The organism is Actinoplanes italicus (genome assembly GCF_003001815.1).
Taxonomy (GTDB): Bacteria; Actinomycetota; Actinomycetes; order Mycobacteriales; family Micromonosporaceae; genus Actinoplanes; species Actinoplanes italicus.
Map to the genome: position 1 here is coordinate 26,671 of NZ_PVMZ01000043.1, position 26,133 is coordinate 52,803.

General features: G+C 69.8%; 22 protein-coding genes, 1 tRNA gene and 1 rRNA gene. 5 read left to right on the top strand and 19 right to left on the bottom strand.

Going from position 1 to position 26,133, the window contains the following annotated elements; genetic code table 11:
• Positions 1–53 precede the first annotated feature (53 nt).
• The 9 genes from CLV67_RS49730 to CLV67_RS49770 are packed head-to-tail and all read right to left on the bottom strand — an operon-like array spanning position 54 to position 8,796.
• On the bottom strand, positions 54–548 hold the full coding sequence (locus CLV67_RS49730) for a hypothetical protein (protein ID WP_106331012.1): 495 nt from the start codon (positions 546–548) through the stop codon (positions 54–56).
• The gene (locus CLV67_RS49735; RefSeq protein ID WP_106331013.1) at positions 545–2,326 is read right to left on the bottom strand and encodes an ABC transporter ATP-binding protein; all 1,782 of its coding nucleotides are present in this window, start codon (positions 2,324–2,326) and stop codon (positions 545–547) included. The genes CLV67_RS49730 and CLV67_RS49735 overlap by 4 nt, the downstream gene beginning before the upstream one ends.
• Positions 2,310–3,293 (bottom strand): hypothetical protein, encoded by a 984-nt coding sequence (locus tag CLV67_RS49740; protein WP_170154316.1) that lies wholly within the window; start codon positions 3,291–3,293, stop codon positions 2,310–2,312. The genes CLV67_RS49735 and CLV67_RS49740 overlap by 17 nt, the downstream gene beginning before the upstream one ends.
• Complete coding sequence (locus CLV67_RS49745) at positions 3,290–4,453, bottom strand: M16 family metallopeptidase (RefSeq protein ID WP_106331015.1); 1,164 nt, start codon at positions 4,451–4,453, stop codon at positions 3,290–3,292. Before CLV67_RS49745 ends, CLV67_RS49740 begins: the two co-directional genes overlap by 4 nt.
• Positions 4,450–5,193 (bottom strand): class I SAM-dependent methyltransferase, encoded by a 744-nt coding sequence (locus CLV67_RS49750; RefSeq protein ID WP_106331016.1) that lies wholly within the window; start codon positions 5,191–5,193, stop codon positions 4,450–4,452. Before CLV67_RS49750 ends, CLV67_RS49745 begins: the two co-directional genes overlap by 4 nt.
• A complete protein-coding gene (locus CLV67_RS49755) occupies positions 5,186–6,145 on the bottom strand; it encodes a T3SS effector HopA1 family protein (protein WP_106331017.1) in 960 nt (319 codons plus the stop codon). The genes CLV67_RS49750 and CLV67_RS49755 overlap by 8 nt, the downstream gene beginning before the upstream one ends.
• Entirely contained in the window at positions 6,139–7,269 is a 1,131-nt protein-coding gene (lxmK, locus tag CLV67_RS49760; RefSeq protein WP_106331018.1) for a class V lanthionine synthetase subunit LxmK, read from the bottom strand. Before lxmK ends, CLV67_RS49755 begins: the two co-directional genes overlap by 7 nt.
• Positions 7,266–8,174 (bottom strand): hypothetical protein, encoded by a 909-nt coding sequence (locus CLV67_RS49765; protein ID WP_146169644.1) that lies wholly within the window; start codon positions 8,172–8,174, stop codon positions 7,266–7,268. Before CLV67_RS49765 ends, lxmK begins: the two co-directional genes overlap by 4 nt.
• Entirely contained in the window at positions 8,161–8,796 is a 636-nt protein-coding gene (locus tag CLV67_RS49770) for a flavoprotein (RefSeq protein WP_106331020.1), read from the bottom strand. The genes CLV67_RS49765 and CLV67_RS49770 overlap by 14 nt, the downstream gene beginning before the upstream one ends.
• 165 nt (positions 8,797–8,961) lie before the next feature.
• Between CLV67_RS49770 and CLV67_RS49775 the strand changes: the two genes are divergently transcribed.
• A complete protein-coding gene (locus CLV67_RS49775; RefSeq protein WP_106331021.1) occupies positions 8,962–9,198 on the top strand; it encodes an LxmA leader domain family RiPP in 237 nt (78 codons plus the stop codon).
• A gap of 255 nt (positions 9,199–9,453) precedes the next feature.
• On the opposite strand, the gene CLV67_RS49780 is transcribed toward CLV67_RS49775, so the two are convergent.
• The gene (locus tag CLV67_RS49780) at positions 9,454–10,254 is read right to left on the bottom strand and encodes an ABC transporter permease (protein ID WP_106331022.1); all 801 of its coding nucleotides are present in this window, start codon (positions 10,252–10,254) and stop codon (positions 9,454–9,456) included.
• On the bottom strand, positions 10,251–11,186 hold the full coding sequence (locus CLV67_RS49785; RefSeq protein WP_106331023.1) for an ABC transporter ATP-binding protein: 936 nt from the start codon (positions 11,184–11,186) through the stop codon (positions 10,251–10,253). The genes CLV67_RS49780 and CLV67_RS49785 overlap by 4 nt, the downstream gene beginning before the upstream one ends.
• 182 nt (positions 11,187–11,368) lie before the next feature.
• On the opposite strand from CLV67_RS49785, the gene CLV67_RS49790 reads away from it, so the two are divergent.
• Positions 11,369–11,635, top strand: a complete 267-nt coding sequence (locus CLV67_RS49790; RefSeq protein ID WP_106331024.1) for a helix-turn-helix domain-containing protein — start codon at positions 11,369–11,371, stop codon at positions 11,633–11,635.
• Positions 11,636–11,741: 106 nt separating this feature from the next.
• A complete protein-coding gene (locus CLV67_RS49795) occupies positions 11,742–12,983 on the top strand; it encodes a helix-turn-helix domain-containing protein (RefSeq protein ID WP_106331025.1) in 1,242 nt (413 codons plus the stop codon).
• A gap of 78 nt (positions 12,984–13,061) precedes the next feature.
• Here the strand turns inward: CLV67_RS49795 and CLV67_RS52555 are convergent, their stop codons facing one another.
• The 7 genes from CLV67_RS52555 to CLV67_RS49830 form a co-directional block, all read right to left on the bottom strand.
• Entirely contained in the window at positions 13,062–13,223 is a 162-nt protein-coding gene (locus CLV67_RS52555; protein WP_170154317.1) for a hypothetical protein, read from the bottom strand.
• A 137-nt stretch (positions 13,224–13,360) separates the two neighbouring features.
• Complete coding sequence (locus CLV67_RS49805) at positions 13,361–15,976, bottom strand: hypothetical protein (RefSeq protein WP_106331027.1); 2,616 nt, start codon at positions 15,974–15,976, stop codon at positions 13,361–13,363.
• A gap of 112 nt (positions 15,977–16,088) precedes the next feature.
• Complete coding sequence (locus CLV67_RS49810; RefSeq protein WP_146169645.1) at positions 16,089–18,563, bottom strand: hypothetical protein; 2,475 nt, start codon at positions 18,561–18,563, stop codon at positions 16,089–16,091.
• A 207-nt stretch (positions 18,564–18,770) separates the two neighbouring features.
• Positions 18,771–19,859 (bottom strand): calcium-binding protein, encoded by a 1,089-nt coding sequence (locus CLV67_RS49815; RefSeq protein ID WP_170154318.1) that lies wholly within the window; start codon positions 19,857–19,859, stop codon positions 18,771–18,773.
• Positions 19,860–20,126: 267 nt separating this feature from the next.
• Positions 20,127–20,201 (bottom strand) — tRNA-Lys (locus CLV67_RS49820).
• A gap of 156 nt (positions 20,202–20,357) precedes the next feature.
• Positions 20,358–21,458, bottom strand: a complete 1,101-nt coding sequence (locus CLV67_RS49825; RefSeq protein ID WP_170154319.1) for a calcium-binding protein — start codon at positions 21,456–21,458, stop codon at positions 20,358–20,360.
• 151 nt (positions 21,459–21,609) lie between these two features.
• A complete protein-coding gene (locus CLV67_RS49830; RefSeq protein WP_106331031.1) occupies positions 21,610–22,158 on the bottom strand; it encodes an RNA polymerase sigma factor in 549 nt (182 codons plus the stop codon).
• 41 nt (positions 22,159–22,199) lie between these two features.
• Between CLV67_RS49830 and CLV67_RS49835 the strand changes: the two genes are divergently transcribed.
• Positions 22,200–23,519: a serine/threonine-protein kinase gene (locus tag CLV67_RS49835; protein ID WP_106331032.1), complete on the top strand. Its 1,320-nt coding sequence runs from the start codon at positions 22,200–22,202 to the stop codon at positions 23,517–23,519.
• Positions 23,520–23,642: 123 nt separating this feature from the next.
• The gene (locus tag CLV67_RS49840; protein WP_106331033.1) at positions 23,643–24,854 is read left to right on the top strand and encodes a phytase; all 1,212 of its coding nucleotides are present in this window, start codon (positions 23,643–23,645) and stop codon (positions 24,852–24,854) included.
• 1,185 nt (positions 24,855–26,039) lie between these two features.
• On the opposite strand, the gene rrf is transcribed toward CLV67_RS49840, so the two are convergent.
• Positions 26,040–26,133 (bottom strand): 5S ribosomal RNA (gene rrf, locus CLV67_RS49845); the annotation flags it as partial.

Here is a 26,133-nt window from a genome sequence, read left to right on the forward strand (position 1 = left end):
CCGAAAAGCCCTCCCCACCGTTTCCGGTGCGGAGGGCTTTGTCGTCGGTGCGATCAGTCCGGGACCTGACCCACCAGGTCGAGCATCATCATGATGAAGAACTGCGCGCCGGTGCCGAACGCCGCCGCCAGTGCGTATCCCACCGCCGCGTCGGTCGCCGTGGGCGTTGCGCCCTCATGCCAGGTGACGTCGATGCTGCCGTCCTTGCGAATCTCGAAATCACCGAGTTGTACGCCGTCGCGCAGCAGCCGGTGGGTGTCCGGGCTCTTCGGGCGGTAGAGGTACTTCGCCGCACCGTGCCGCACGCGCACCTTGTACGACCCGCGCGTGTACCGGCCCGGGCCGGGGCGCAGCGTGACCTGTTCGGAGTCCACGGTCATGGTCAGCGACTTGGCGTCACGGGTGCCGATCGGGACGTGCTTGGCCTTCGTCGCGCTGCCGTGCCGCTCGATCACGGCGGTGCCGATGTGGCCATCGTGAGTGGCGGTGACGGCCACGCGGCCCTCGTCGACCTCGAGTTCGACCGGCAGGTCCTGGAGTTCGGTCACGATACGAGGCTCCCTGTCGTCAGTTCGTCGTCGGCGGTCAGCAGCTGGTTGTGCACCAGCTCCTGGTAGAGGTGATCACTGTGGAGCAGTTCCCGGTGCGTACCGGCGGCACGGACCAGTCCGGCATCGAGGACAACGATATTGTCGGACATCGTAACGGTGTGTAGACGGTGTGCAATGAGCAATACGGTGCAATCCCGGGCAACCTCCGCGATGACCTCACGCATCACCGCCTCGCTCCGGGAGTCCAGGTGAGCGGTCATCTCGTCGAGCAGCAGCACACCGGGCCTGCGCAGCAGTGCACGGGCCACCGCCAGCCGCTGCCGCTCGCCGCCGGACAGGGCCAGGCCGCGGGTGCCGATGTCGGTGTCGATGCCGTCCGGCATTCCGGAGACCAGACCCGCGAGTTGGGTACGTTCGAGCACGTCCACGATCGCCGCGTCGTCCGCGTCGGGTGCCGCGTAGGTGAGGTTCTCCCGCAGCGTGCCGGCAAGCATCGGAGTGTCCTGCTCGACATAGGCGATCTGCTGCCGCACCAGCTCCCGCGGCTGACCGGAGATGTCGTCGCCCCCGAGCAGGATGCGACCGGCGGTCGGCTCGTAAAAGCGCTCCACCAGCGAGAACAGCGTCGTCTTGCCGGCGCCGGACGGGCCGACCAGCGCGGTGATGCCACCGGCCGGTGCGGTGAAGGTGACTCCGGCCAGGATCTCGCCGCGGTCGCCGTACCCGAAGCTGACGTTCTCGAAGGCCAGTGACGGGATCCGGCGTGGCGGCGGTGCCGTGGCGGTGGCCGGCTCGACGTCCATCTCCTCGACCTGCTGGATCCGGACCATCGCGCCGAGACCCTGGTGCAGGCTGGTCGCGCCGTCGAGCAGGGCGACGATCGGCGTGCCCAGGTTGAACAGGTACAGCAGGAACGCGATGAGCACCGCGACCGTGATGTCCTGCCGGGCCACCAGCACACCGCCCAGGCCGATCACGGCGAGGAACGACGCCTGCATGGCCAGACCGGTCACCACCGAGATGAAGACCTGATAGCGCACCCCGGTCAGGGCCGCGTCGTATGACCGTACGGCTGCCTTGTCGGCTCTTTCGATTTCCCGTTCCTCAGCGCCGCTGGCCTTGACCGTGCGGATGGCGCCGAGCGCGCGATCCATGCTGGCGCCCAGTTCACCGACGGCCTCCTGGCCACGGGTCACCGCGGCACGCACCCGGGGGAACACCACCACGACCGCGACCAGCGCGACCACCAGGACACCCGCGGTGACGCCGAGCAGCATCGGACTGAGCACCGCCATGATCACGACGGCGGCGATCAGGTGCAGTGTCCCGTCGACCAGCTTGATCGCGCCGCTGGTGGCCGCGTACTGCACCATCGTGCTGTCCGCGGTCAGCCGGGACGTGAGGTCGGCCGGCTCCGAGCGGTCGACCTCACTGATCCGCAGCCGGATGAGCCGGCGGATCAGGCCGCGGCGGACGTCCAGCACGATGCGTTCCGAGGTGCGTTCGGTGAGCCAGGACTCCACCGCGGTGAGCAGTAGCGAGAACAGGATGAACGCGAACAGGGCGATCGCCAGGCCGCGAACGCTGTCGCCCGCACCGAGACGGGTGATGATCCGCTCGGTGAGCAGTGGCTGGGTCAGGGCCAGCACGCTGCTGGCCAGGGTGAGCGCAAGCGCGCCCAGCAGTACGCCCAGGTGTGGCCGGGCGTATTTCAGCAGAGCACGCAGGGCGCTGGGGCGGTATCGGCCGCCCACAGCCTCATCGGGGTCGGCCATGTCCTTGTCCTTCCTGGTCGAGCGGGGGCCCGGAGGCGACTACAGCGAACGAGTGACGGGTGAGATATCGCTGGGCGGCGGCCGTGACGTCGGCCGGATCGACCCGGTCCAGCAGTTCGGGCAAGGTCGGCCAGAACGCGGGCGGCAGCCCGTCCGCGACGGCTTCGGCGCACGTCGTGGCGGTCTGCGCGGTTCCGGCAAGGGCGACGACCGTGGAACGGAACGTGCCGGCCCGCGCCGCCTGCCAGGCCTCCGCGGTCGGGACGTGCCAGTCGGTGGCGGCCAGTTCGTCGAGCACGGCGGCCGCCACCTCGGCCGCTCCCGCGTCCAGCACGTCGGCCTCCACCGACAGCCAGGCGCCGCCGGAGTGCTCGACCACGCAGGACGCGCTGAGCAGACCGGCGAACCGGCTGCTCAGCCCGCGGTGCAGAGCGGCTCCGGCCAGTTCGGCGGCGAGCAGCACCGCGGCGAACGCGCCGTCGGAGGGCTCCGGCGCGGGCGCCGCGGCGAGCACGGTGGCGTACGAGGCCTCCGGGTCGTCGACGATGCGGACGGCGGTGTACGAGTCCCGGGATCGCATCCGGGGCCGGCGGCGGCCGGCCGGGACGAACCCGCCGAGGTGCCGGGCCGCCGCGGCGACGGCGGCCGACGACTCGACCGCGCCCGCGAGCAGCAGCAGGTCACTGCTGCCCGGGACGCGTGGCAGCAGCTCGAATCGCTCACCGAGCAACTCGCGGCGCAGCCGGTCGCGGGGTGCCGGCCGCGGGTCACGTGAGGCCGGCACGACGAGATCACTCAGGCACGCGTCGAGCCGGTCGGGTGAGGCGGTGGCCTCCACGACCTGGCCGGTCAGCACCAGGCGGGCCTCGACGACCGTGCTGGCCGGGGCCGGCAGCACGACCAGCCGCAGGCCACCGGGCAGGCGGATGTCGGTGACCGGGGTCCAGCTCCCGGCTGGCCTGCTCACGGCGGGCCCCCGAAGACTGTCAGAGCCTCGGCGGTACGCGACAGCGCCGCCTCGGTCACGGCACGCACCCGGTCGGCGAGGTCCTCGGGCGGTCCCGCTCCGGGCAGCAGCAACGCGATGCGGCTCGCCTCGGCGGCGTAGCCCTCGGGGCTGTCCAGGCGGCGGCGCAGGTCCAGGCGTACCTGCTCCCGGGCCTGATCCAGCTCCGCACCCGGCACCGGACCGCCGGCAAGCTCGCGCAGATGGTCGAGGAATGCCCGGCGCGCGCCCGCGGCCGGGAGCAGCGCCACCGTCATGTCGTCGCGGCGCACGGTCAAGGACCGGCCGAACCAACCGGCTCGCAGCCAGCCGGGATGCCCGGCCGCGCCGAGCCGCCGGGTGACGAGCCGGGCCAGCACGAGGTGGGTCAGATGGGCGACCGGGTCACGGTTCAGATCAGGCATGGGGTACGCGATGAGCCCGTTCACCGGTGACAGGGCCCGCCGACGGCCGGGCCGTCCGAGCCGGTCGGAGGAGTCCGGCCGCCCGTCGAACGCCTCGGCGATGACCGGGTCGATCCGCTCCGGGTCGATGTCACCGACGACCGCGACCGCGGTGTTGCCCGGCCGGTAGTGCGCACGCCGGAACGCCGCCACCTGCTCCGGCGACAGCGCCCGCAGCTGGTCGACATCGCCGTAGCCGTCGGCCAGCGCCGGATCGCCACCACCCAGCGCGGCCGCCGCGATCCCCCACGGGAAACCGCGGCCGGGTCCGAGCGCCCGGATCTCCTCGACGACCTTGTCGATCTCCTCGGCGAGCACCTCGGCCGCAACGGCGTCGGCGCTGATCGCGTCGGCGAACCGCCGGACGGCCGGGCCGGCGGCGGCCGGCGGCACGAGGGCGGTGAACACGGTGTGGTCGGGCCACGTGTGCGCACCGGCGATCCCACCGATCCGGTCCAGCCATTCGAACAGCTCCGGTGCCGCCGGGTCCGGCCGGTGCCTCATCACCAGGTGTTCGCAGAGGTGGGCCAGTCCCCGGGTCCCGTCACGGTCGGCCCGATGTCCGGTACCGACCGCGACAGAGACCGCGGCGATCCGCCAGCGCGGGTCCGCCCGCACCCGGGGGCGGATGCCACTCGTCCGGGTAGGCCCGTCGCTGGTCATCGCCGTGCTGGTCATCGCCGGGGCCGGTACACCGAGACGGCCATCTGCCTGCTGTCCGAGCCGGAGAACGGGCGGCGGTCCCAGCCACCGAAGCGGTCGGCGAGTTCGAGCCCGGCCATGCCGGCCAGCAGGTCCAGTTCACTGGGCCAGACGTACCGCATGGCCAGCGTGCTGACCTCCGGGTCACGGCCGGCCCGCAGCAGCGTGTTCACGACGATCATCAGCTGGTCGGCGGGGAGCGTACGGATGTTCTCGATCAGCACACCGGTCTCGCCGACCGGGTTGACGTTGGTGACGGCCGCGGTCTGCGAGTGGTACGAGGTCGGGTCGAACGTCTCCAGCACGGCGACCCCGTCCGGGCCGATGTGCCGGGCGATCGACCGCATGGTGGCCAGCTGGGCCTCCGGCGTCAGAGCGCAGCAGAACACGTTGAACGGCGCCAGCACGACGTCGAACACGGGACCCAGTTCGAGCGTGGTGAAGTCACCCTCGGTGATGGTGAGCCGCTCGGCGTCCGGCTTGGCACGCAGGATCTCGATCATGTTGGCCGAGGCCTCCAGGCCGTGCACGTCGTAACCGTGCCGGGCCAGCGGGAGGCCGATACGCCCGGTGCCGATGCCGAACTCCAGCACGGCGCCCTTGGGGTACCCGAGCGTCTCGAGGAACTCGATCACGCCGCTGGACTCGAAGTCGGGGTAGATGTCGTCGTAGTAGCCGGCAACGGCGTCGCTGAAGGGAACGGCTTGCTCATACATGGGTCAAGTCCTCTGCTCGGAGATTGCGCGCGGGGCGCCGCGGGTCGATCCGGGCGGCCCGGAAGTGCCGGGCGATCACGTCGTCGCGCGCCGGGGCGCCGGGTGTGGTCGCGTGCTCGATCAGTGCGGTGGCCAGGGCGGTGCTGCGGTGCTGGCCGAAGCTGAGACCGGACTGGCCGGGCCGGTCGTCGACGGGGTCGTCGGCGCCGCTGATGCCGGGCCGGTAACGCTCGGTGTAGGCCGAGACGTCCGAGGCGACGCCGGGCAGGCCGTCGAGTGCGTCGGCCAGGTCCTGCTCGGCCGCGGCCGGCGCCCCGGTCAGGTACACCACGAGGGCGTCGCGCCGGGGGTAGGCGGACCGGTCTGACAGCACCTTGGCGTGGTAGCCGGCTTCGGTGCGTTCCAGGTGGTCGAGGGCCCGGTGCCAGATCTCCGGCGCGTACCGGGAGTCCTCGATGTGCACGAACAGCCGCCGGACCTGCGCCTGGGCGTCGGAGTGGTGGCGTGAGCCCATCACGTAGTAGAAGCCGGGCGACACGTTCGGGCGCCGCGAGTCGAGCAGCACCTCGGCGATCTCACCGGGCCGCGGTTCACCGATCCCCGCGTACCGCTCGCGCGGGACGCGTGCCGTGATCTCCGGCAGGCGCACGATCATGTCGTCGCCGTCCAGGCCGATCAGCAGCCCGCGGGACGGGGTGAAGCGGTGCGGAACGGCGTCATGCAGCTCGTCCTCGAACTGCCCGTCGTGTCGCTTGCGGGGCATCATCGTGGCGTCGGCCGGTGGCGGCGCGGCCCCGGAGTGCAGCTTCCGGTAGAGCAGCAGGGCCAGGGACCCGCGCAGCTCACGCGGGTCCTCGGCGGTGATCTTCTGATCACCGACCTGTGCGGCACTGCCATCGGCCGCGACGGTCACCGTCGCCAGCGCCTCGGTCAGTCGCGGATCGATCAGCACGGCTGGGTCTCCCTGTCCTTCAGGCCCAGCAGCTCGGCGGCGGCCGCGGGCGAGATGATCAGCCGGCGTCCGATGCCGGCGATGGCCTTGGCGGCCGGGTTGAGCTGCGAGTTCTGCTCGGCCCAGGTGATCAGCCGGTCGTACATGTGCCACCCGGCGAACCCGATGGCACGCTCGGAAAGACCTTCGTCAGTTGGCGCGGCAGAGCGGTAACCCGACCAGAACGCTCGGACCAGCACCCCTGCCCGGTCGACACCCAGTCCCGCCCGGCGGCGTACCTCGGCGTGGTCGAGCTCGGCGGTCCCGCCGGACGCGACGGCCGCCTTGCGGTCGGTCAGCGCCAGGTAGATCGCCTGGAACACCAGCTCGCCGACGAGCGCGCCGACGTCCCGCGCCGGGTCGCCGAGCCGGAAGTACTCCCAGTCGCACAGCTGCACCCGGCCGTCGCTGATCAGGAACTGGTCGAGTCGCAGATCGCCGTGCACCGGCACCTTGCGGGCGAGACTCTCCTGTTCGCGCAGCTCGACGAGGCGCTCGACCAGCGGCAGGTCGTTCTGCACGAGCCGCCAGCCGGCCAGCTGCGCCATCGTGTAACCGCCGAGCAGCACCACCGGCATGGCACGCAGCCAGGCCAGCGGCGGCATCTCCAGTGGCGTCTCGTCGGCGAGGTCACCCGGGTCGAGCCCGTGCAGGGCACCGACCGCCGCGCCCGCCTGCTGGCAGACCGACGGCTCCAGTTCGCCCGCGACCGCGACGGCGTTGAGCCCGCGGGCGCCGGGCACCAGCCGGAACGCCACGAGACCCGCCTCTTCGTCGGTGCCGAGCAGGTCCGGCGAGCGCAACGGCGAGCCGGGCGGACGGGTCTTCGCGACGGTCTCGTACGCCAGCGTGCGCCGCAGCGCCGTCTGCGCGATGTCCGCGATCGTCGGCAGCGCCTTCACGAACAGCCGGTCGCCGGTCGTGGTGGTGCCGGACCAGTTGAGGTTGCGTCCGCCGTGCGCGGCGAGAGTGGCCGGGTCGAACTCGCCGTACCCGAGCCGGGCCACGAAGCGGTTCACCTCGGGGTGGTCGTCGAGGCTCTCCGGGGTGAAGGCGAGCGCCATCGAGCTGGTCGAGTCGGTCATCGCAGCGTCTCCTGTGTGGAGCGGGGCGCCGCGTCGAGCAGCGCGCTGATCAGGTCGGTGTAGTCGGCCAGCTCGTCGGTCCACGGCATCGCGCACGCGTGGTCGCGCATGTGCGTGACGATCCGCAGGACGGTGGCCTGGTGCCGGGCCGGGCGGTCGAGCAGGGCGGGGTCGGCGGCCCGTAGCACCGCCGCGGTCAGCGGATCGGTGTCGGTACCGGCCACGAATGCCAGCTCGCGCAACTCGCCGAGCAGCCAGCCCAGGTCGAAGGCCGGGTCGCCACCGCTGAGCTCGGCGCCGGTGAGCAGTTCCACCGGTCCGGTGCCGTCCAGAGTGGGCACGACGGCCGAAAGCGACAGGTTGCCGTGCAGCATCGTCCCGGTCCGTCCGCCCGCGGCGGCCGCCCACTCCGCGATCCGGCGCAGGCCGGCCGGCCCCCAGGCGCGACGGGCCAGCCGATGAAGGCGGGCCCCGCCGTCCCGCAGGTCGGGGTGGTCGAGCCAGTGCCGCAGCCGGGCGATCCCGGGCGGCTGGGCCGGTGTGGTCCAGACCCGGATCCGGTGCAGGCGTGCCAGACCGCGCACGACGTCGCCGAGCACCTCGGACAGGCGGTCCTCGACGACCGGGCCGGCGCCCTGCCAGAACGCCGCCGACAGGGGCGAGCCGACCCGGTAGGTCAGGCCGTCCCGGTCCGGATCGGGCAGGACGAAACGCAGTCGTACGCTGCTGGCCTCGCTCACCGCCGGACGCATGTTCTCCGGCATCGCCGTCCGGGCCACCGGGTCGGCGTCGCCGGGGCGCAGCCACCAGAGGTAGCTGCCGGGCGCGGCCTCGTGGACGATCGTGCGACGCAGGCGGGTCTCGGTTCGCGAGACCACCGGACCGCGGCTGTCAACGGTTGCCATGACCGGCTCCGATCGGGGTCTCACGCTCGACCAGCCGCTGCTGCATCAGACGGAACATCGTGGACACCGGGGTGACGCCGCCGTCGTGGACCTCCCGGGTGGAGGCGCTGGTGGCCTCCTCGGTGGGTCCGACGACGATGCGCGGGTCGGCCGCGAGCCGGGCCAGGTGCTCGCCGACGGCCCGTCCGTTGCCGTGTCCCGGCGGCAGTGCCGGCGCGACGCCGATGACCGCGGTGGTGAGCTGGAGGGCCAGCTGCACCGGGCTGTCGGCGAGGCCGAGGGCGAGCCGGGCGATGAACGACTGACCGGCCGGGTGCACCAGGATCGCGTCCGGCCAGCCGGCCAGGTCGACGTGCGGGGCGGGCCGGACCGGCAGGGCGGCCCAGTCGTCGACGAGCACCGGGCCGCCGGCGAGGGCGGCGAGGGCGTCCGGCGCGACGAAGCGGGTGGCCGAGCGGGTGAGCACGATGCGGAGCTCGAGGTCCGGGTAGAACTCGCCGGCCCAGTTCAGCCAGAACGGCAGGTGGGTCACGGCTAGGGCGCCGGTACCCACCAGCAGGAGCCGGCGGAAGCTGACCCCGGGCGCCAGCAGCGCGGCCAGATCACCCTTTTCCGGTGCCATCACAGTCCTCCTTTACGTGCGCTTGCGTACGACCCTCACGCATTAATGGAGCACTGTCCAACGTAAATAGAAGAATCGGAAGAAGGGTAGCGGGGGCTTGGCGGCGGATGCGATTGTTTAGTCACCGGAACGGAGACGCCGAGCCGGAAGAGAAAGGGAAATACAATGGAGAAGCTCAACACCGAGAACCTGGTCGACGGCTACACCGAGTACACCTCGGCCGAGGAGCTCGAGCTGATGGACGCCGGCGCGAACGCCCCGGCCTTCAGCCCGGCCGTCAGCCCCCTGGTGCCGATCCTGATCCGTGCCAGCATCATCGCCGCCAGCTCCTCCACCCGTTGCGCCGAGTCGATCGCTCGCGCCACCGGTGGCGTCTCGAAGACCATCAAGGAGGTCTGCTGACAAGCAGGCGGCACTGAGGTAACACCGAAGCGCGGTTGCCCCCGTAGTGGTCTCACCACTGCGGGGCACCCGCCTTTTTGCGTTCCATTGTTTTCCTTTCTCCCCCGGACACACAGAATTCTCCGGCACACACGAAATTCTCCGGCACGCATGAAAAGGGGCGGCGCCCCGGATTCATGCGAACCCGGGGCGCCGCCCCTGACGCTCTATTTCTGCCCTGTGACAGCAGGGCCTACGGAAGCGAGCGAGAGTCGATCACGCGATGTCGCGCCGACGTACCAGCGCGGTTCCCGCCAGAGCGGTGACGGCGCCGTAGCCCAGCAGCACGAGCGCCGCCAGCCAGTACGGCATGCTGTCGGAACCGCCGGTGACGGCGTTGGTCGCGCCGTACGGCAGGTAGTCCATGACGTCCTTGACGCCCTCGCCCGCCACCTGGACGAGCATGATCAGACCGGCCGTGGCGGCCAGTGGGCCGAGGAAGTAGAGCGACGCGGCCACCAGACTCGCGCCGATCTGACTGCGGATGAGCACGCCGAGGCCCACACCGAACACGGCCCAGAGCGCGAACGCCACACCGTTGAGGGCGATGCCGCCCCACACCGAGGCGTCGTCGAGCTGGCTGCCGCCCCAGCGTTCGGACAGGAACGCCACACCGACCACGATGTTGAGCACCGTGCCGACAGCCCACCACATCAGGCCCACGATCGCGGCCGCCGCGAGCTTGGCCGCGACCACCGAGCCGCGCTTGGGTGTGGCCAGGAAGGTCGGGGTGGCCGTGGAGTGCTGGACCTCGTTGGTCATCAGCAGCACGCCGAGCAGGAAGACGAAGAACAGCCCGATGTACTGCCCGGCCGTGTAGAAGGTGGCCGCGATCTCGGCGACGTCCGGAGCGACGATCGTCTCGCCGAACAGTTCGGTCGTCTCGCCGGCGTTCGCGGGGTCGAGCGCCCACGCGGACCAGATGGCCGCCCCCCAGAGCGGCACGGCGACGACGGCCAGGATCCACCAGACGTTCGTGGTGCGGATCTTCACCAGTTCGCTGCGGACGAGGTTCATCGGATCGCCGCCTTTCCGCTCGTGAGCTCGAGGAACGCCTGCTCGAGGTCGGGGGTGTCGGTGCCGAGGTCGTGGATCTCCAGCTGGGCGCCGAGCGCCGTGCGGCTGACCGTCGCCTGGTCGATGCCCTCGACCAGCAGCGTGCCGGCTGTGGTCGTCTCCACGATCGCGCCGACGGCGGTCAGCGCCGCGGCCAGTTCCGCGAGACGCGGGGTGCGGATCCGGATGCGGGACCGGGAGACCGTCTGCAGCAGCTCACTGATGCGGCCCTGGCGGATCAGCTTGCCGGCCGCCACGATGACGACGTCGTCGGCCAGCGACTGCATCTCGGTGAGCAGGTGGCTGGAGACCAGGACGGTACGCCCGTCGGCGGCCAGCCTGCGAAGGAAGCCGCGCAGCCAGTGGATGCCCTCCGGGTCGAGACCGTTCGCCGGCTCGTCGAGGATCAGCACGCCCGGGTCGCCGAGCATGGCGGTGGCGATGCCGAGCCGCTGCTTCATGCCGAGCGAGTAACCCTTGAACTTGCGGTCCGCGGCGGCGGTGAGCCCGACCTGGTCGAGCACCTCGTCGGCGCGGCTGTAGGGCAGTCCGGCCGCGGCGCAGTACACCCGCAGGTGGTTGCGGCCGGTGCGGCCCTGGTGGGCGGCGGAGGCGTCGAGCACGGCGCCGACCGTGCGGATCGGCTGGGCAAGGTCGACGTAGCGGCGACCCCCGATGGCGGCCTCTCCCGACGTCGGCTGCACCAGTCCGAGCAGCATCCGCAGGGTCGTCGTCTTGCCCGCGCCGTTGGGCCCGAGGAACCCGGTCACGCGGCCGGCCTCGACCTGGAACGACAGCTCGTCGACCGCCCGTACGCCGCGATAGTGCTTGGTGAGTCGAGAAAGGACGATCTGTCCCTCTGACATGGGCTTTCCTCTCTGTGCAGCCGGCATCTGGGTGCGGCCGGAACCTGGCAACGAACCCATGACAGCAGCGGGCACGACGACGCCCCAAGGTCACTTCAAAAACTTCGATATGGCATCGCAAAGTGATTGACGATGACTCCAGCACTCGCTAGCTTGATGACTCAAGTGATGACTTCGGTAAAGATGCGCTCGTCGACACGGGGGTAGAGATGAATCAGCGCGAGCTCGAAGCGTTCGTGAGAGTCGCCGAACTCGGGCGGATGGACCTGGCGGCGCGATCCCTGGGCTACTCGCAGCCCGCGGTCAGCTATCAGATCAAATGCCTGGAACAGGCCCTGGGCGTACGGCTGTTCGAGCGCAACTCGGCCGGCGCGACCATCACCCGCACCGGTGCACTGATGCTCCCATCCGTGAAAGCGGTGCTGGTGCTGATGAACGGCATCAAGCACACCGTCTCCAGCTCGGTCCGCCCATGACAGGAGACGCCTGATTTCAAGACTTGATATTCGGACGCTGTTATCGCCGCGATGACTAGGGTAAAGTTACTGTGCAGTTCCTGAACGTCGAGGCGAGAGGCAGCCCATGTCCCGGCAGATCACGCAGCCCGAACTGGGTAAGCGGCTGCGTCGTCTGCGCACCGAGCGCGGGCTCTCCCAGCGCGACCTGGCCACCGGTTCCGTCAACCAGTCGTACATCTCGCTGCTCGAGAAGGGCGCACGGGTGCCCACCCTCGAGGTGGTGATGCAGCTCGCCAAAGCCCTCGACGTCCCGGTGCGTGCACTCGTCGGCGACGTCGACCTGCCGGCCACCGGTGACGACCGGAACGGCGGGCAACTCGTCCAGGACCTGCTCACCTCCAGCGCGATCGAACACGGCGACCTGGGCCAGGCGCAGGTCCGGCTCACCGCGGCCTACCGGGCGGCCCGCGGCACCGGCCCGGCGAACGCGGTACTGCACCACGGTCTCGCCCTGGAACGGGTCCTCGACCTGCGCAACCTCCACGAGCCGCGATACGAGCTGCTCGCCGAACTGATGACGGCTGCCGAGCAGTCAGGGGTGCCGGAGGCCGTCGTACGCACCCGGATCGCCCTCGCCGGCGCGGCCCGTGACGTGGGCAAACTCGGCGAGGCGCTGACCTCGGTCGAGGCCGCGGAACAGGAGATCCGGGACACCGCGTTCGTCCGCGGCGCGGAACACGTCAGGCTGCTCGCCGTCCACGCGTCGGTGCTCAGCGACGCCGGCGGCGGCATCGAGGTGGAACGCATCCTGGACCGGATGCTCGAGATAGCCGCCCAGCTCGGCAGTCCGCCGATCTCCGGCCGCGCACACTGGGTCGCGAGCATCACGCTGGCCCGGCTCGGCGCGGTGGACCGGTCGCTCGGTCACCTCCGTGCGGCCCGCGAGATGCTGGCCCACCCAGGGACGTCGCTGCGTGACTGGGCCCGTTTCTCCCGGGCGGCCGCCTCCGCGCTGCTCGACGCCGGTGCTGATCTGCCCGAGATCACCACCCACATGCAGGCCGCCCGTGCCGCGACCGCCGCCACCGAGGCCCTGGCCGACCCGTCGGCGTCGGTCAGCCTCGAGGTGCGGTACGCCCTGGCCTGCGGCGAACCGGAACGGGCCCTGGAGATCGCCGCCACTCTGAACGACGGTGAGCTGTCCGGCATCGAGCGGGTTCGCTTCGTCCTGGCGGTCGGCCGTGCCCAGCGCCGCTGCGGCCGGATCGAGGAGGCCACGGCGACGTTGCGCCGCGCCGCCCAGCTGGCCGAGGACGCCGCCGCCTACCGCCGGGCCGCCGAGATCTGGCGCGAGGCCGCCGAGTAACCCGTCACCACGGCGCGGGGCGCGCGCCCGTCACCACGGCGCGGTGTGCGCTTTTCACCACGGCGCGGTGTGCGCTTTTCACCACGGCCATTCACCGCGCATGGGCAGGCCCGGCGCGTCCTTCGCCAGCGTGGTCAACGCCTGCAGCGACTCGGCCACCTGACCGGGATCCCCGGAGGTCAGCGCGACGAGAGACCTGACGAGCGTCGCCGCGGCGGTCGTCAGGGTGATCGTCCGCATCGATTCCGGCTGCTTCCCGTCAGGCGTCATACCCCATCGTCACCGGTGATGGCCCGTACCCCATCGTCCATATCGAATTCTCGAAAGCAGAAGCGATGGTGCGGCCCGGTCACCGGACCGGGCCGCATCATCGGCGATCAACTGCGCGCGACCTCGTTGCCGACCTTGAACGGGACGGTGGCCACCGGCGACCGCGACCCGTCGGTGAACTCGCGCTGCACATACAGCACGTGGTCACCCGAGCGGTCGGGCGTGTACGAGACCAGCGTCTCCCACGCCCACGGGTCGAACACGGCCTCCTGCTCCGGACCGTCGTCGACCCGCCACCAGTACTTCGTGGTCACCTCGCCGAGGTCGTAGAAGCCGAACCCGAACTGGCCCGGAATGCCGACCCCGCCCATACCCTCCGGCGCGTCGGCCGGCCACGGGTTGCTGAAGATCTCCACGCGCGGATCACGCGCATAGATCGAGTGGGTGCCGGCGTCCGACTCCGTGCCGTCGGCGCTCACGCTGACCACCTCGACCTTGACGTCACCCCAGTCCTGGAACGGCACGTCGTGGCTGACCGTCGCCGTGCCGTCCGGTCCGACCGGAACGGTCAGCTGCGGGTGCTCCTGACCGTCGTATGCGCTACCGGCCGAGTACCGGAACGTGGTGGCGTCCTCCTGCACCGCGGTGAAGGTGAACGACACCGGCGATCCCATGACGGCGTGCTCGTCGAATGGCCCCTTCGACACGACGCCGGGCGCCGAGTCGACATGGATGACCTTCTCGGTCGGCGGCGACAGGGTGCCGTCGGCCTGCTTCGCCCATACCTTGAGCAGGCTGTCCCCGGCGCGGGTCGGCACCACCGAGAAGTTCACGATCGAGCCGTCGATCGTCTGCTGCGGGCCACCGTCGAAGCTGTGGACGATCGCCACCGTGGTCGACAGATCGGACATGGCGAGCACGCTGACCGGCTCACCGACGTGGGCGTCGAAAGTACGCACGACGACCTCGGGCCGCAGACTGCGGACGTAGAACGACTTCTCCGCAGCCAGCGACCGGTTCCCCGAGGCATCGACCGAATACACGGTGAGGTCGAAGGATCCGGCGCGCTCCGGCGTCCAGTTCAGCACCGCCGTGCCATCGGCGCCCGCGTCGATACTCCGCTGCGCACCGTCACCGAAGTCGTACAGGTACGACACGACACCCGCCCGGCGCGGGGCGAAGGTGAACGAGCCGGGCCGGCCCTCGATCGGCATGCTCGTGGTGTCGAACTCGACGGACGTGACCCGAGGCGCGTCGGTGACCTGCACCTGGATGGTGTCCGAGCCGAGCATCCGGTTGCCCGCGTAGGCACGCAGCACCATGGTCTTGTTGCCAGGGCTGTCGAACACCAGGTCGGCCGCGCCCTTGCCGTCGACCGCGGGCACCTGGGTCTCCGGGCCACCGTCCACCGTGTACCCGAACGAGGTGACCTCGGGCCACTTCGACGACAGCGTGATGTGGCTGGTCAGACCCACACCGTTCACCTCGACCGAGGCGAGCGGGGCGCTGTCGCGGACCTCGTACCGGAACTCGACCCACGGACCGCGGTTTCCGGCCGCGTCGCGTGCGGCAACCTCGAGCCGCGCGGCGCCTCGGGTACGCGGAGTGATGGTGACCTTGGCACGGCCACCGGGACGGTTCGCTTTGACGCTCTGGACGGTGCTGCCGTCGAGCGGGCTCCAGTCGAAGCCCACGGTCTCGACGTCGCCGGCCGCGTCGAACACGAAGGTGCCCGGCACGCCTGGACCACCGCCGCCCGGGTACTCGGCGGTCGGGTACTGCTTCGAGGACACCACCGGGGTCGTCGCCGGCGCGACCGTGTCGACCGTGAAGTAGCAGGTCTTACCCCACGGGCCGGCGTCGTCGTAGTCCCAGCCCTGCGCGGTCCAGGCGACGACCGTACCGTCGGTGAGTCCGCTGATGTCGAGAGTCGGCGACCCGGTCTCCTTGCGCTCGGCGGGGCGGTCGACCGGCCAGTACGCGTAGGTGATCTGCGGGTTGTCACCGGGGTCGGCGTCCGTGACGGTGGCCTGCACCTGGACCGACCGGCCGGCCGGCGGGTGCTTGTCGAGCGTTCCGCAGCCCGCGTCCGGGTACCTCAGCTTCAGCCCGCTGACTTTGGGCGCGTGGTTGGCGGCGTAGCTCATCCGCGCCTGACGCATGGTCCGGCCGAGCGACGCGTCATCCTCACCGGCGGCGCTGACGCGTACCCCGATGGAGATCTTCTTCTCGCCCCGGGCGAACGCCGCCTGGATCGCGGGGATCATGTCGATCCCCAGGTAGGACTGCGGGCAGAAGGTGCCGGGGCCGCGGGTCCGCTCGGCGAGGAGCTCCAGCTCCTTCGGTGCGTTCTGCCAGGTCGTAGTCGATGCGACGGGCTTGGTGCGCCACACCTGCACGGTGGCGACCTTCGAGCAGTCGGTGACGGCCGATTCGGTGCTGAAGAAGGTCACCCGGTGCAGGACCTGCCCCTTGAGCGGGGTCAGGTCGAAGGTGAAGTAGGCGCGGCCGGTCGAGCCCTCGCGACTGCCGATGAGGAAGTCACCGGCCGGGTTCGGGTTCGGCGTGGCCGGCTGCGCCTTGTCGGTGTAGGTCCAGGAGGTCAGTGGAACGTCGCCGTAGGTCTGGGCCTGCGCGGGCGCGGGCGCGACTGCGACGAGGAAGGTGGTGGCGCTCACCGCGGCAGCGGCCGCGGACAGCAACGCCCGGACAGTGCGATGCATGATTTCTCCCCGTGCCCCCGATCCTCGGAGTCCGATGGACTTCTTCGGGGGCGACGGAGCCTAACATCGACGACCTTGACGGAGAGCGGGAATTTCCACAGGGGACGGCAGGTCAGCGCACGTCGATGTAGTCCCAGCCTCCGACGGCTCCCGACGAGACCACGTCACCGGTGTAGACGAAGCGGTAGTAACCGTCCGCGGTGGCCGTGACCGTGGTCTTGATCCGGCCGTTGGCGTCCGACCTCACCGACTTCACCCTGGTCCAGGTCTTCGTGCCGGGCTTGAGCCACTGCAGCGTGACCGTGCCGGCGTAGGGGGCGTAAGCGCCGGTCGCCCAGTCGGCGCGCGTGAGCGTACCGGAAATGGTGATCGTATTGCCCTTTTTGACCGGCTCCGGAGTGGCGTCGGCGGTGGCCAGCCCGACGGCCCGCTTGATCAGCAGGGTGCCCGCGCTGTGCCGGTGGGCGTGGCCGGCGCCGTCCTTCGCCGTCGCCCAGGCCGAGGCCCGCCACATGCCGGCCAGCGCGTTGCTGGAGAACAGGTGGCGCACGTCCCAGAAGTACAGGGTGGCCGAGCAGTTCGCGGTGGTGGCGTTCACCGGCGTGCAGCTCGTGCCGGCGAGTTGAACCCCGTCCGGGGTGTCGTAGGCGCCGTGCCAGAGGAACAGGCCCCCGTCGGCGATCCCGGAGGGCGCGGAGGCGGTGAACGTCGCCGTGACACTGGTCGTGCCGGAGGTGCCCACGTTCAGCACGCTGCCGCTCTGGAACGTCACGTTGGAAACGGTCACGCCGCCGGTCTGCTCGTCGGCGCCGGTGGCCGGGCCGGCGAACGCGCGCTGGACGGTCCGGGTCAGCTTTCCACCGCGGTCGTTGTCGGCGGTGATCCGCAGCGAGACGAACGCCGCCGCGGCCGGCACCGTGAGCGACGTGGTGACGCCCGCGCCCGAGGCGGTGAGCGGCAGGTTGGTCCAGGTGGCGCCGTCGTCGGTGGACCATTCGATCGTCCGGACCGTGCCGGCGGCCCCGGCGGTGCGCCGGGAGGACGGGACGACGGTCAGGCTCACCGGGGCGAGTCCCGCCCGGTTGCGCTGGTCCAGGCCGGTGGAGGAGACCGCGAGGTCCATCAGGTCGAGCGTGCCCTGCATGGAACCGCCGGAGACGAAGGTCCAGTCGCTCTCGACCTTCGTGGCGAGCTGGGAACCTGCGACGATCCGGTCATGGCGCTGCTTGAGCCGGTACGTCTGTTCCCCGGCCGGTACGTCCACCATCAGGCCGCCGTTGCTGGACGTTCCCAGCGCCCGGCCGTCGGCGCTGAGTTCGACGGCGACCTTGGCGTCGTAGTCGTAGCCGCGGTTGCCGGCACTGTCGCCGTACGGCATGTTCTCCAGGATTCGCAGCTGGTTCCCGCGCCGCTCGGAGTCGTCGTTCCACGTGCGACGACTCGGCCTCAGGGGACCGGCGCCGGCTGTCGTGGACGTGGACGGTCCGGCCGGGAGGTTCCGGTCGCCGAGGTCGAGGTGCTGGGACGAGCCGTACTGGACGAATCGCGAGAACGTCACGCCGGGAGTCACGTATTCGACGAAGGTCGCCGGCAGGCGCATCTGGGTCGGCAGGTAGACACCGGTCCATTCGCCGAACATGGTGACCGACTGGTATGAGCCGGGGGTGTTGATGCCCTGCGCCCGGACGGTCGTGGTGGTCTTCGCCAGCGCCGCCGTCTTCGACGTGCTGATCAGCGAGGACGGGAACGGGTGGGCCCAGCTCTGGGCGAGGTCGTACCGATACGGGCTGGGCTGGAGCGCTGTCGCGCCCTTCTTCGTCAGGATCTGGTGGGTACGCAGGGTGGTGCCGGCGGTGGAGGCGGTCGTCACGTACGTCCGCGTGTCGTTGTAGCCCCCGGCGAAGCCGATCAGGTCCCCGTTGGGCAGCGACAGCCAGACAGCGCTCGCGTCGATCCGGGCGGTGGCGTCGTCGACCTTGAGCGCGACCTCCTTGGCCGACGACTGCGCCAGGACGACCGTCTGCGCCTTGCCCGTCACGGTGAACGCCTTGGTCAGCAGGTAGCTGTCAACGTTGTAGATGCCGTACATCGCACCGACGAAGTAGTTTCCCGGCGGCAGGTCGGCCGTGGCGGTGAGCGAGCTGCCCGGGTTGTCGACGGTGATGTAGGCCCAGGTGTCCCGGTTCCACAGGTGGATCGTCTTGTTCCAGGCGGTCCAGTTCGGCGAGTCGATCTGGATCGTGGTCCGGTAGGTGGCTGCCGCCGTGGTGGCCGTCTTGCCGGCGGCGACCGGTGCGCCGGTCTTCGCCTTGAGGGCGGACTTGGCGTTCTCACCGAACGGCTGTGCCCGCACCGTCCCACCGGTGGAGACGAAACCGATCGGCTTGTCCGTGCCACCCGAGACGTCGGTGTAACGGAACGCCGAGCGGTCGCCGCCCTCCGCAACGACCGGGAGGAGGCCGGAGGGAACCGTCGGTGGCGCGGCGACCACAGGGGAATCCAACGGGGCGACGAGTAGTGAGCCGCCCAGGAACACCGATGCGCCGATGCCGAATGAGCGCAGCCTCGACCGAGACCACCGAGCCATGACGTTCCTCCCCGTAGAAGCGCCTACCGCGGCGCGCCGTTACGGTACCGTTCCAGCCCGACTGCCTACAAGAGATCTTCGGGCTAACGTCGGTACGTCCGGACGGTGCTGTGCCTGACGTTGCCAGGCCCGGTCGTACGCGCGGACCCGTACGGTGAACTTCTTGCCGTACTTCCATGGGTAGACCGTGAGGGCAGTCCGCCGCCGTCAGTACTCGCAGCGGACCAGGATGTCCTTGGCTGCCTTCTCGCAATGGTCGCCGGTGACCTCGTTGCCGCCTCCGTCGAGCAGGTCGGCGACCTGCTTGTCGTAGTCGCCGCCGTGGAGGAAGTCGTCGTCGGCGTCGCCGTAGAGCTTGTCCTTGCCCTCGCCGCCGTCGATGGAGTCGACACCTGCCCCGCCGTGGATCACGTCGTTGCCGTCTCCGCCCGAGAAGGAGCCGTTGCCGGCGTTTCCGGTGATCCGGTCGTTGCCCGAACCACCGAGGAGGGATTCCACGTCGGCGCCGATGGTGTCGTGCTCGCCGGCCTGGCCGTCATCGCCCCTGGCGCCGTCGGCGTCGATGACGAGAGCCTTGGTGTACCCGGCGTAGTGGACGAAGTCGGAGCCGGATCCGCCGAGCATGACGTCCGCCGCCGGCGTTCCCTCGTGCGGGCTGTCACCGTAGAGCCAGTCGATGCCGTCGCCGCCGTCGAGGTGGTCGCGGCCCTGTCCGCCGTTGAGGTCGTCGTTGCCCGCGTCGCCGTGGAGCCGGTCGTTGCCCTCAAGGGCCCACAGCTGGTCGTCGCCGGTGCCGCCGCGCAGCGTGTCGTTGCCGGTCATGCCCCACAGGGTGTCCATGCCGCCTCGGCCGTCGGCCTTGTCGTTGCCGCTTCCGGCCTGGATGGCGTCGCCCCGCGAGCCGCCGGTCACGGTGTCGCTGCCGCTCCCGCTGAAGGCGCTCATGCGTACGTCCGTGTTGTTGACGATGACGTCATTGCGGTCGTAGGTGTAGATGGTGACCCGGCTGGGGGCTTTCTTCGTCGTACAGGTGACCCTGGTCTTGTCACCCTTGACCTTCTTGCAGCCCTTGCCGGCGCTGACCGGCACCCTGTCGTCGATGGTGATCGTCCTGCCGGACCGGGTGATCACCACCCGGTTCTGCTTGCCGCTCGCCGCCTTGTACTGAACCTTCGTGCTGGAAGTGACCGATGCGATGCCGGAGCTCGCTGCCTGGGCGGGAGAAGCGATCGCCCCTGCCCCGGCGACAGCGGAAAGGGTGATGCCGGCGACTACCGACCAGGCTTTACGAGGCACGCTGTTTCCTCCGACATCCGGATTGCTCGACGGGACGATACCGTACCGACGGCTCCTGAGATAGATCGGTTTCAGAACGGATGCGCCCCGCGAGTCGCGCCTTTTCGAAGGCATCGGCCACCAGCGGACCGGCCCCGACGCCCATCCCAAGCGGAAGGCCGAATCCCGGGCAAACTGAAGCCCCAAGGCTGCTCCGGCTACTGATTCAACGGAGCGGCCCTGGGGCCAGAAGTTAATTCGTGATCTGAAGTTTTACCAGCTCAATCATGGTGGGCCGCCAGGGACTCGAACCCTGAACCTAAGGATTAAAAGTCCTCAGCTCTGCCATTGAGCTAGCAGCCCGCAAGGTGACAGGTTACCCGCCGAAGACGACCAAGTCTCCGCGGACCCACCCCACATATGATCGCAAGCCCGCAGGCATTGTCAAGCGACTACTGCCGTGGCGACCGGAAAGGTTCGGCCCGCAATCCGGCCGGGTTGTCCGGCCCGGTAGGTCCGTCAGCTACCGGCGGTCACGTATTCGCAGCCCACGGTCTGGTCGTTGGTCCACCGCAGGCAGGAGTCGCCGTCGGTGCCGTTGGCACCGCCGTCGAGCAGGTCGGACGTGCGGTTGGCGTCCCAGTCCTCCCCGGTCAGCCAGTCGTCGCCGGCTCCGCCGTACATCTTGTCGGTGCCGGGACCGCCGTACAGGACGTCGTTGCCGCCGAGACCGTAGATGGTGTCGTTGCCGCCCACGCCCTCGAGCATGTTCGGGCCCGCGCTGCCGACGATCCGGTCGTTGCCGAAGCCGCCGACCAGGTTCTCGACGTCGGTGGCGAGGTTGTCGCCCTCACCCTTGCGTCCGTCGTCCGCGACCCCGTCGGCGTCCATGCTGACCGCCGAGTCGTAGCTGTAGTGCACGGTGTCGGAACCGGCCCCGCCGAGGATCCGGTCGGCGTCGGCCACACTCGCCGGGTACTGGTTCATCGAGATCCGGTCGGCGCCGGCATCCCCGTAGTACACGTCCTTGCCGCCACCGCCGAAGATCTGGTCGTCCCCGTTGCCGCTGCGGACCAGGTCGCGGCCGTGCCCGTCCTCGATCCAGTCGGCGCCGTCACCGCCGTACAGCTTGTCGTTCTGCGGCGAACCGTAGATCCGGTCGTTGCCGCCGAGGCCCCAGATCTGGTCCCCGCCGAGGTCGCCGTAGAGGATGTCGCCGCGCGTACCGCCGGTGATCTTGTCGCTGCCGGTACCGCCGACCGCCGTCATGGCCAGGCCGGTGCTGTTGACGATCGTGTCGTTGCGGTCGTACGTGCGAACGTGCACCCGGGTGGGTGCGGTCTTCAGGGTGCACCGCACCTTTGTCTTGTCACCCTTGACCGCCTTGCAGCCCGTACCAGCCTTGATCGAGACGCGGTCGTCGACCGTGATCGTGTTACCGGAGCGGGACAGCAGAACCCGGTTCTGGTGCCCGCTGCCGGCCTTGTACTGCACCTTGGTGCCGCCGTAGACCGAGACGACCCCGGTGCTCGCGGCCTGTGCGGGTGTCGCCACCACACCGACGGCGCCCACGACGAGCGCTGCCAAACCGGCGCGGGCCAGCCAGGTGGAACGAGACACGAGGGAACTCCCTACAGGTACAGAAGCGGCCAGTACGACGCGTGGGACACGCATCGTCGCAGCCTAAGCGAGAAATCGACCGAATTGATCAGCTGAAAGGATGAACCGGTCCCGATTCGTCGCTACGTAGACGACCCGACGCTGCCCGTCGTCACATCCCGGCCAGCAGGTACTCCCGGACCTGCCCGCGAGCCTGGTGGATCCGGGACTTCACGGTGCCCTCCGGGATGCCCAGATGCACCGCGATCTCCCTGTAGTCGAGCTGGCAGATGTCGCGCAGCACCATCGGCGCCACCAGGTCGGCCTTGCTCGTCTCCAGCTTCTCCAGGGCATCGAGCAGATCGAGGCGGGACCCGGCGATGACGCTCGTGGTGCGGGCGTCAGCCACATCGATCGGCATCTCGGCGTAGCCCTGCTCGGCGGCCCGCCGCTTGAGGGTCCGGTACGTCTGCCGCGACCCGTTGGCGATGATCACGTGCAGCCAGGTGCTGAACTTGGACCGCCCCTCGAAGCCGCCGATGTTCCGCGCCACCTGCATCAGCACGTCCTGGCAGGCCTCCTCGGCGTCCTGATAGCACGGCAGGAACCGCGCGCACCGCCGCAGCACGCTCGGCTGAATGGCGGCCAGCAGCTTCTCCAGCGCGCCACGATCACCGCCGGCCGCTTTCCGGGCCAGCTCTTCCTGTTCTTCGTCCCGCACGTCGCCCCCGTTCTCGATTCAACGACGTTGATAATACGAACGTGCAGGTACCTTCCAAGATCGGCCGATATCGAGTCACCGGGCGTCTCGGATCGGGCGCGTTCGCCACCGTATGGCTGGCCGAGGACGACATGCTGGAATCGCAGGTCGCGATCAAGGTGCTCGCCGAGAACTGGTCGCATCACCCCGATGTCCGGGCCCGGTTCGAGCAGGAGGCCCAGGTGCTGCGGCGGGCCGACTCGGAACGGCTGGTACGTGTGCACGATTTCGGCGAGCTCCCGGACGGCCGCCCCTACCAGGTGATGACATACGCGGCCGGCGGCTCCCTGGCCGACCGATTGGAGAAGGGCCCGATGGCGGTACGCGCCGCGCTGCGCACCGCCTCCGACATCGCACACGCCGTGACGGTCCTGCACGACTCAGGGGTCCTGCACCGTGACCTCAAACCGTCCAATGTGCTGTTCGACACGGTCCGAGGCTCGGAACGCGTTCTGGTGGCCGATCTGGGCCTGGCGAAGTCGATCGCGCAGGCGTCGGGGTTCACCGTGATCGCCGGCACGCCCGGATACATGGCGCCGGAGCAGAGCCTGCCCGGCGGCGGCCTGGACGTCCGCGCCGACGTGCACGCGATCGGCGCGATGACGTACCAGATGCTGACCGGACACGCCCCGCCGCAGAACCGCGCGGCGCCGTCGAAACTGCGCCCCGAGATCCCGCGGCAGGTGGACCGGGTCGTGATGCGGGCCCTCGACGCCGACCGGAACCGCCGCTGGCCGTCGCCCGCGGCGTTCGCCTCGGCGCTCGAGTCCTCGGTGATCCAGCGCCGGGTCGTCCGATTCCTGCGGCACGTGACAGGCACGCTGGTGGCTCTGGCGCTGCTGGCACTAACGGCGGGCGCCACCGTCCCGGGAGGAACTCCGGAGGGCTGGGTACGGGTGACCGACGCCGGCCACACGTTCTCGCTGTCGGTACCCGGCGAGTGGGCCCGCCAGCTGCGTGACTCCGGCTGGAACGTCTCCTCGCTTGGCCTGCCGTCCGGCACCGAACCCGGCCTGCAGGTCGGCACCGATCTGCGCGACCCCACCAGACCGGCCCTGTTCGCGGGCTGGAGCCGCTGGCTGGTGCCCGGCATGCCGGTGGCGTGGCCGTCGCATCCCGGGTGCGCCCGCGGCCTGGACCGCGAGGTACGCGCCGCCGGAATGACCGGCCAGGTCCGGCGCTGTGCAACGGCGACCGTTTCGTACACCGACGTACTCTTGACCGGAAACGGACGTGAGGGCGTCTATATGCAGATCCGTCAGCAGGTCGGCACGGACCACACCGACGAGGTCCTCAAGACCCTGCGCCTGCACCAGTCGTAGTGCCTCTGTGATCTTCGGTCGTCATGCTGATCAGTCCGAGGCGCGAGCAGATAGATAACGGGGTATTCGGTGTTCAACAACCAGTCACCCCCCGGTCAGGTGGATCGGGAATCGTCACCGGTCATGCAACGGACCACCGGCATTGCCGCGCTCGTCGCCCTGACCACTCTCGCGGCCGGCTTCCCCGCATACGCGGCCGAGCGCCCGACCCGGGAGATCCGGGCCACCGTCGAGACTCCGAGCCTCTTCGACGACGAGGCCGGCGGTGACGCGGACGCCGACGACCCCGCGATCTGGATCAACCCCGCCGACAAGGGCCGCAGCCTGGTCATCGGCACCGCCAAGAACGGCGGCCTGCGTGTCTACGACCTCAAGGGCCGCGAGGTCCAGTCGATCGCGACGCCCGAGGGCGGCCGCTTCAACAACGTCGACATCCTGACCGGCTTCACGTTCGGCAAGAAGAAGGTCGACGTCGCCGTCGTCACCGACCGCGGCCTGGACAGGCTTCGCATCTACCGCATCGAGGCGAACGGCCTGACCGACATCACCGCGGCCGACGTCCCGCTGCTCTTCTCGAAGGACGAGGCCGAGGTCGAGGAGCAGGCCACCGGCTACGGCATCGCCGTCTACGACCGTTACGCCGTCGTGAGCCGCCGGCACAGCACCCGTCTCGGCATCTTCCGCCTCGAGGAGCGGAACGGGAAGGTCACCTACCGCACCACCGACACGATCGACCTGCCCCGCGAGTTCCGCCTGCCGAACGGCGAGATCTGGACGCCGTGCCTCGAGCCCGGCGAGGACCCGCAGGTCGAGGGCATGGTCGTCGACGCCGAGGCGGGCGTGCTCTACGCCGCCCAGGAGGACGTCGCCCTCTGGCGCATCAACCTGGCCGGCGGCACGTTCAGCAGCATCCCCCGGGTCGTCGAGCGGGTCCGCGAGTTCGGTCAGCCGGCCGTCTACGACCCGGAGACCGAGGAGTGCACCGTCGACTACGTGAACGACTTCGGCGGCCGCATCACCGCCGACGTCGAGGGCGCCACCATCTACCCGACCGGCAAGCGCAGCGGCTACCTGATCGTTTCCAGCCAGGGCGACAGCCGCTTCTTCGTCTACGACCGCCGTACCAACAAGCCGCTCAACATCTTCTCGGTAACCGACGGCCGCAACGCTGACGGAGTCCAGCACTCCGACGGGGCCGCCGTCACCGCGGTCGCGCTCCCCGGCTACCCGAAGGGCCTGCTGGTCCTCCACGACGGCGAGAACACCCCGGACGACGGTCGCACGAGCACCAACTTCAAGTTCGTCGACTGGCGTTCCCTGGGACTCCCGTCCTGACCAAACCCCAGCAATGCGAAAGGCCGGGTTCTCCGCAATCTCACGGAGTTCCCGGCCTTTCTTCATACCTCTTCTTAGGTACGGCCACAGCTGCCACAACCGCACGATTCCCACCACTCGGCTGCCGCCGCTACCGGACAACCCCATGATCGCCCCCGTGACGACACAGGCTCCCCGACCGCGGCCGCATCAGCGCTCAGCCACTCAAAGCCATTCGTAGTTGCCCGTGGCCAGTCGCGTTTCGCCACCGCTCGTGGCCAGTCGCGTTTCGCCACCGCTCGTGGCCAGTCCCGTTTCGCCACCGCTCGTGGCCAGTCGCCATTCGCAGTCGGTCGTGGCCCCTGTCACCCGACCTCGCGGCACCGTGCCCGGCCGTGCCGTCCTTTCATACGGCACCCGCGCCCCGCCATGCCGTCGCCCCAACGGCACTGCTCCCGGCCATACCAGTCGCTCCAGCAGACGCGGACTCCCTGACCGGGCCTGCCCCCGCAGCCGGCCTGCCGGCACTCGGCACGGTCGTTTGAACGGTCCTGGCCGTCACGGCCACTCCGCCAAACCGTTGAGGCTCGTTGTTGCACCCGATCAAGATGGCGAGACCCGCCACCGCAGCCGTGCGTCGCACCGCCATTCCTTCTCCCAGTGAAGTCCGCGCCTCTCGCGTCCTGTCACTAGATGCGATGCACCCACCGGCCCGTCAGTTCTGACCCATCGATAACGAGAACGTAACGTCAAACCACGCCACGACCCAATCCAAGCCGCACGTCCTCAATCCCGATCATGCGATCGGTACGAGACCCTCAATCCCCGATCTCACGATCGGCACAACACCCTCAATCCCGATCTTGCGGCAATGCGGTTGCCCAGACGGCAAAACCTCCCAAGATCCAGGGCAGACAGGCAGACAGGCAGACAGGCAGACAGGCAGACAGGCAGGTCGATGATCCAGTGCGGGCCGGCCGATCCACGGTGCCAGTCAATGCGGGACCGCCACGCCAGTGGAACCGCCACTCCAGCACAGGATGGCCATGCCAGTGCAGGACCGCCATTCCCGTGCAGGACGGCCAAGCCATTACGAGGCAGCGCCAAGCCAGTGCGAGGCAGGCAAGCCAGTGCGGAACCGCCAGCGAAAACTCCCGAAATGCAGAAAGGCCCACCCCGTGTGGGGTGGGCCTTTCTTAACGTTGAGTCCGGCGGCGTCCTACTCTCCCACACCCTCCCGAGTGCAGTACCATCGGCGCTGGAGGGCTTAGCTACCGGGTTCGGAATGTAACCGGGCGTT

Coding starts and splice junctions, on each gene's coding strand:
- CLV67_RS49735 (WP_106331013.1), bottom strand. CDS start 2,326: ATGGCCGACCCCGATGAGGCTGTGGGCGGCCGATACCGCCCCAGCGCC.
- CLV67_RS49745 (WP_106331015.1), bottom strand. CDS start 4,453: ATGACCAGCACGGCGATGACCAGCGACGGGCCTACCCGGACGAGTGGC.
- CLV67_RS49750 (WP_106331016.1), bottom strand. CDS start 5,193: ATGTATGAGCAAGCCGTTCCCTTCAGCGACGCCGTTGCCGGCTACTAC.
- lxmK (WP_106331018.1), bottom strand. CDS start 7,269: ATGACCGACTCGACCAGCTCGATGGCGCTCGCCTTCACCCCGGAGAGC.
- CLV67_RS49765 (WP_146169644.1), bottom strand. CDS start 8,174: ATGGCAACCGTTGACAGCCGCGGTCCGGTGGTCTCGCGAACCGAGACC.
- CLV67_RS49770 (WP_106331020.1), bottom strand. CDS start 8,796: ATGGCACCGGAAAAGGGTGATCTGGCCGCGCTGCTGGCGCCCGGGGTC.
- CLV67_RS49775 (WP_106331021.1), top strand. CDS start 8,962: ATGGAGAAGCTCAACACCGAGAACCTGGTCGACGGCTACACCGAGTAC.
- CLV67_RS49780 (WP_106331022.1), bottom strand. CDS start 10,254: ATGAACCTCGTCCGCAGCGAACTGGTGAAGATCCGCACCACGAACGTC.
- CLV67_RS49785 (WP_106331023.1), bottom strand. CDS start 11,186: ATGCCGGCTGCACAGAGAGGAAAGCCCATGTCAGAGGGACAGATCGTC.
- CLV67_RS49790 (WP_106331024.1), top strand. CDS start 11,369: ATGAATCAGCGCGAGCTCGAAGCGTTCGTGAGAGTCGCCGAACTCGGG.
- CLV67_RS49795 (WP_106331025.1), top strand. CDS start 11,742: ATGTCCCGGCAGATCACGCAGCCCGAACTGGGTAAGCGGCTGCGTCGT.
- CLV67_RS52555 (WP_170154317.1), bottom strand. CDS start 13,223: ATGCGGACGATCACCCTGACGACCGCCGCGGCGACGCTCGTCAGGTCT.
- CLV67_RS49805 (WP_106331027.1), bottom strand. CDS start 15,976: ATGCATCGCACTGTCCGGGCGTTGCTGTCCGCGGCCGCTGCCGCGGTG.
- CLV67_RS49810 (WP_146169645.1), bottom strand. CDS start 18,563: ATGGCTCGGTGGTCTCGGTCGAGGCTGCGCTCATTCGGCATCGGCGCA.
- CLV67_RS49840 (WP_106331033.1), top strand. CDS start 23,643: ATGCAACGGACCACCGGCATTGCCGCGCTCGTCGCCCTGACCACTCTC.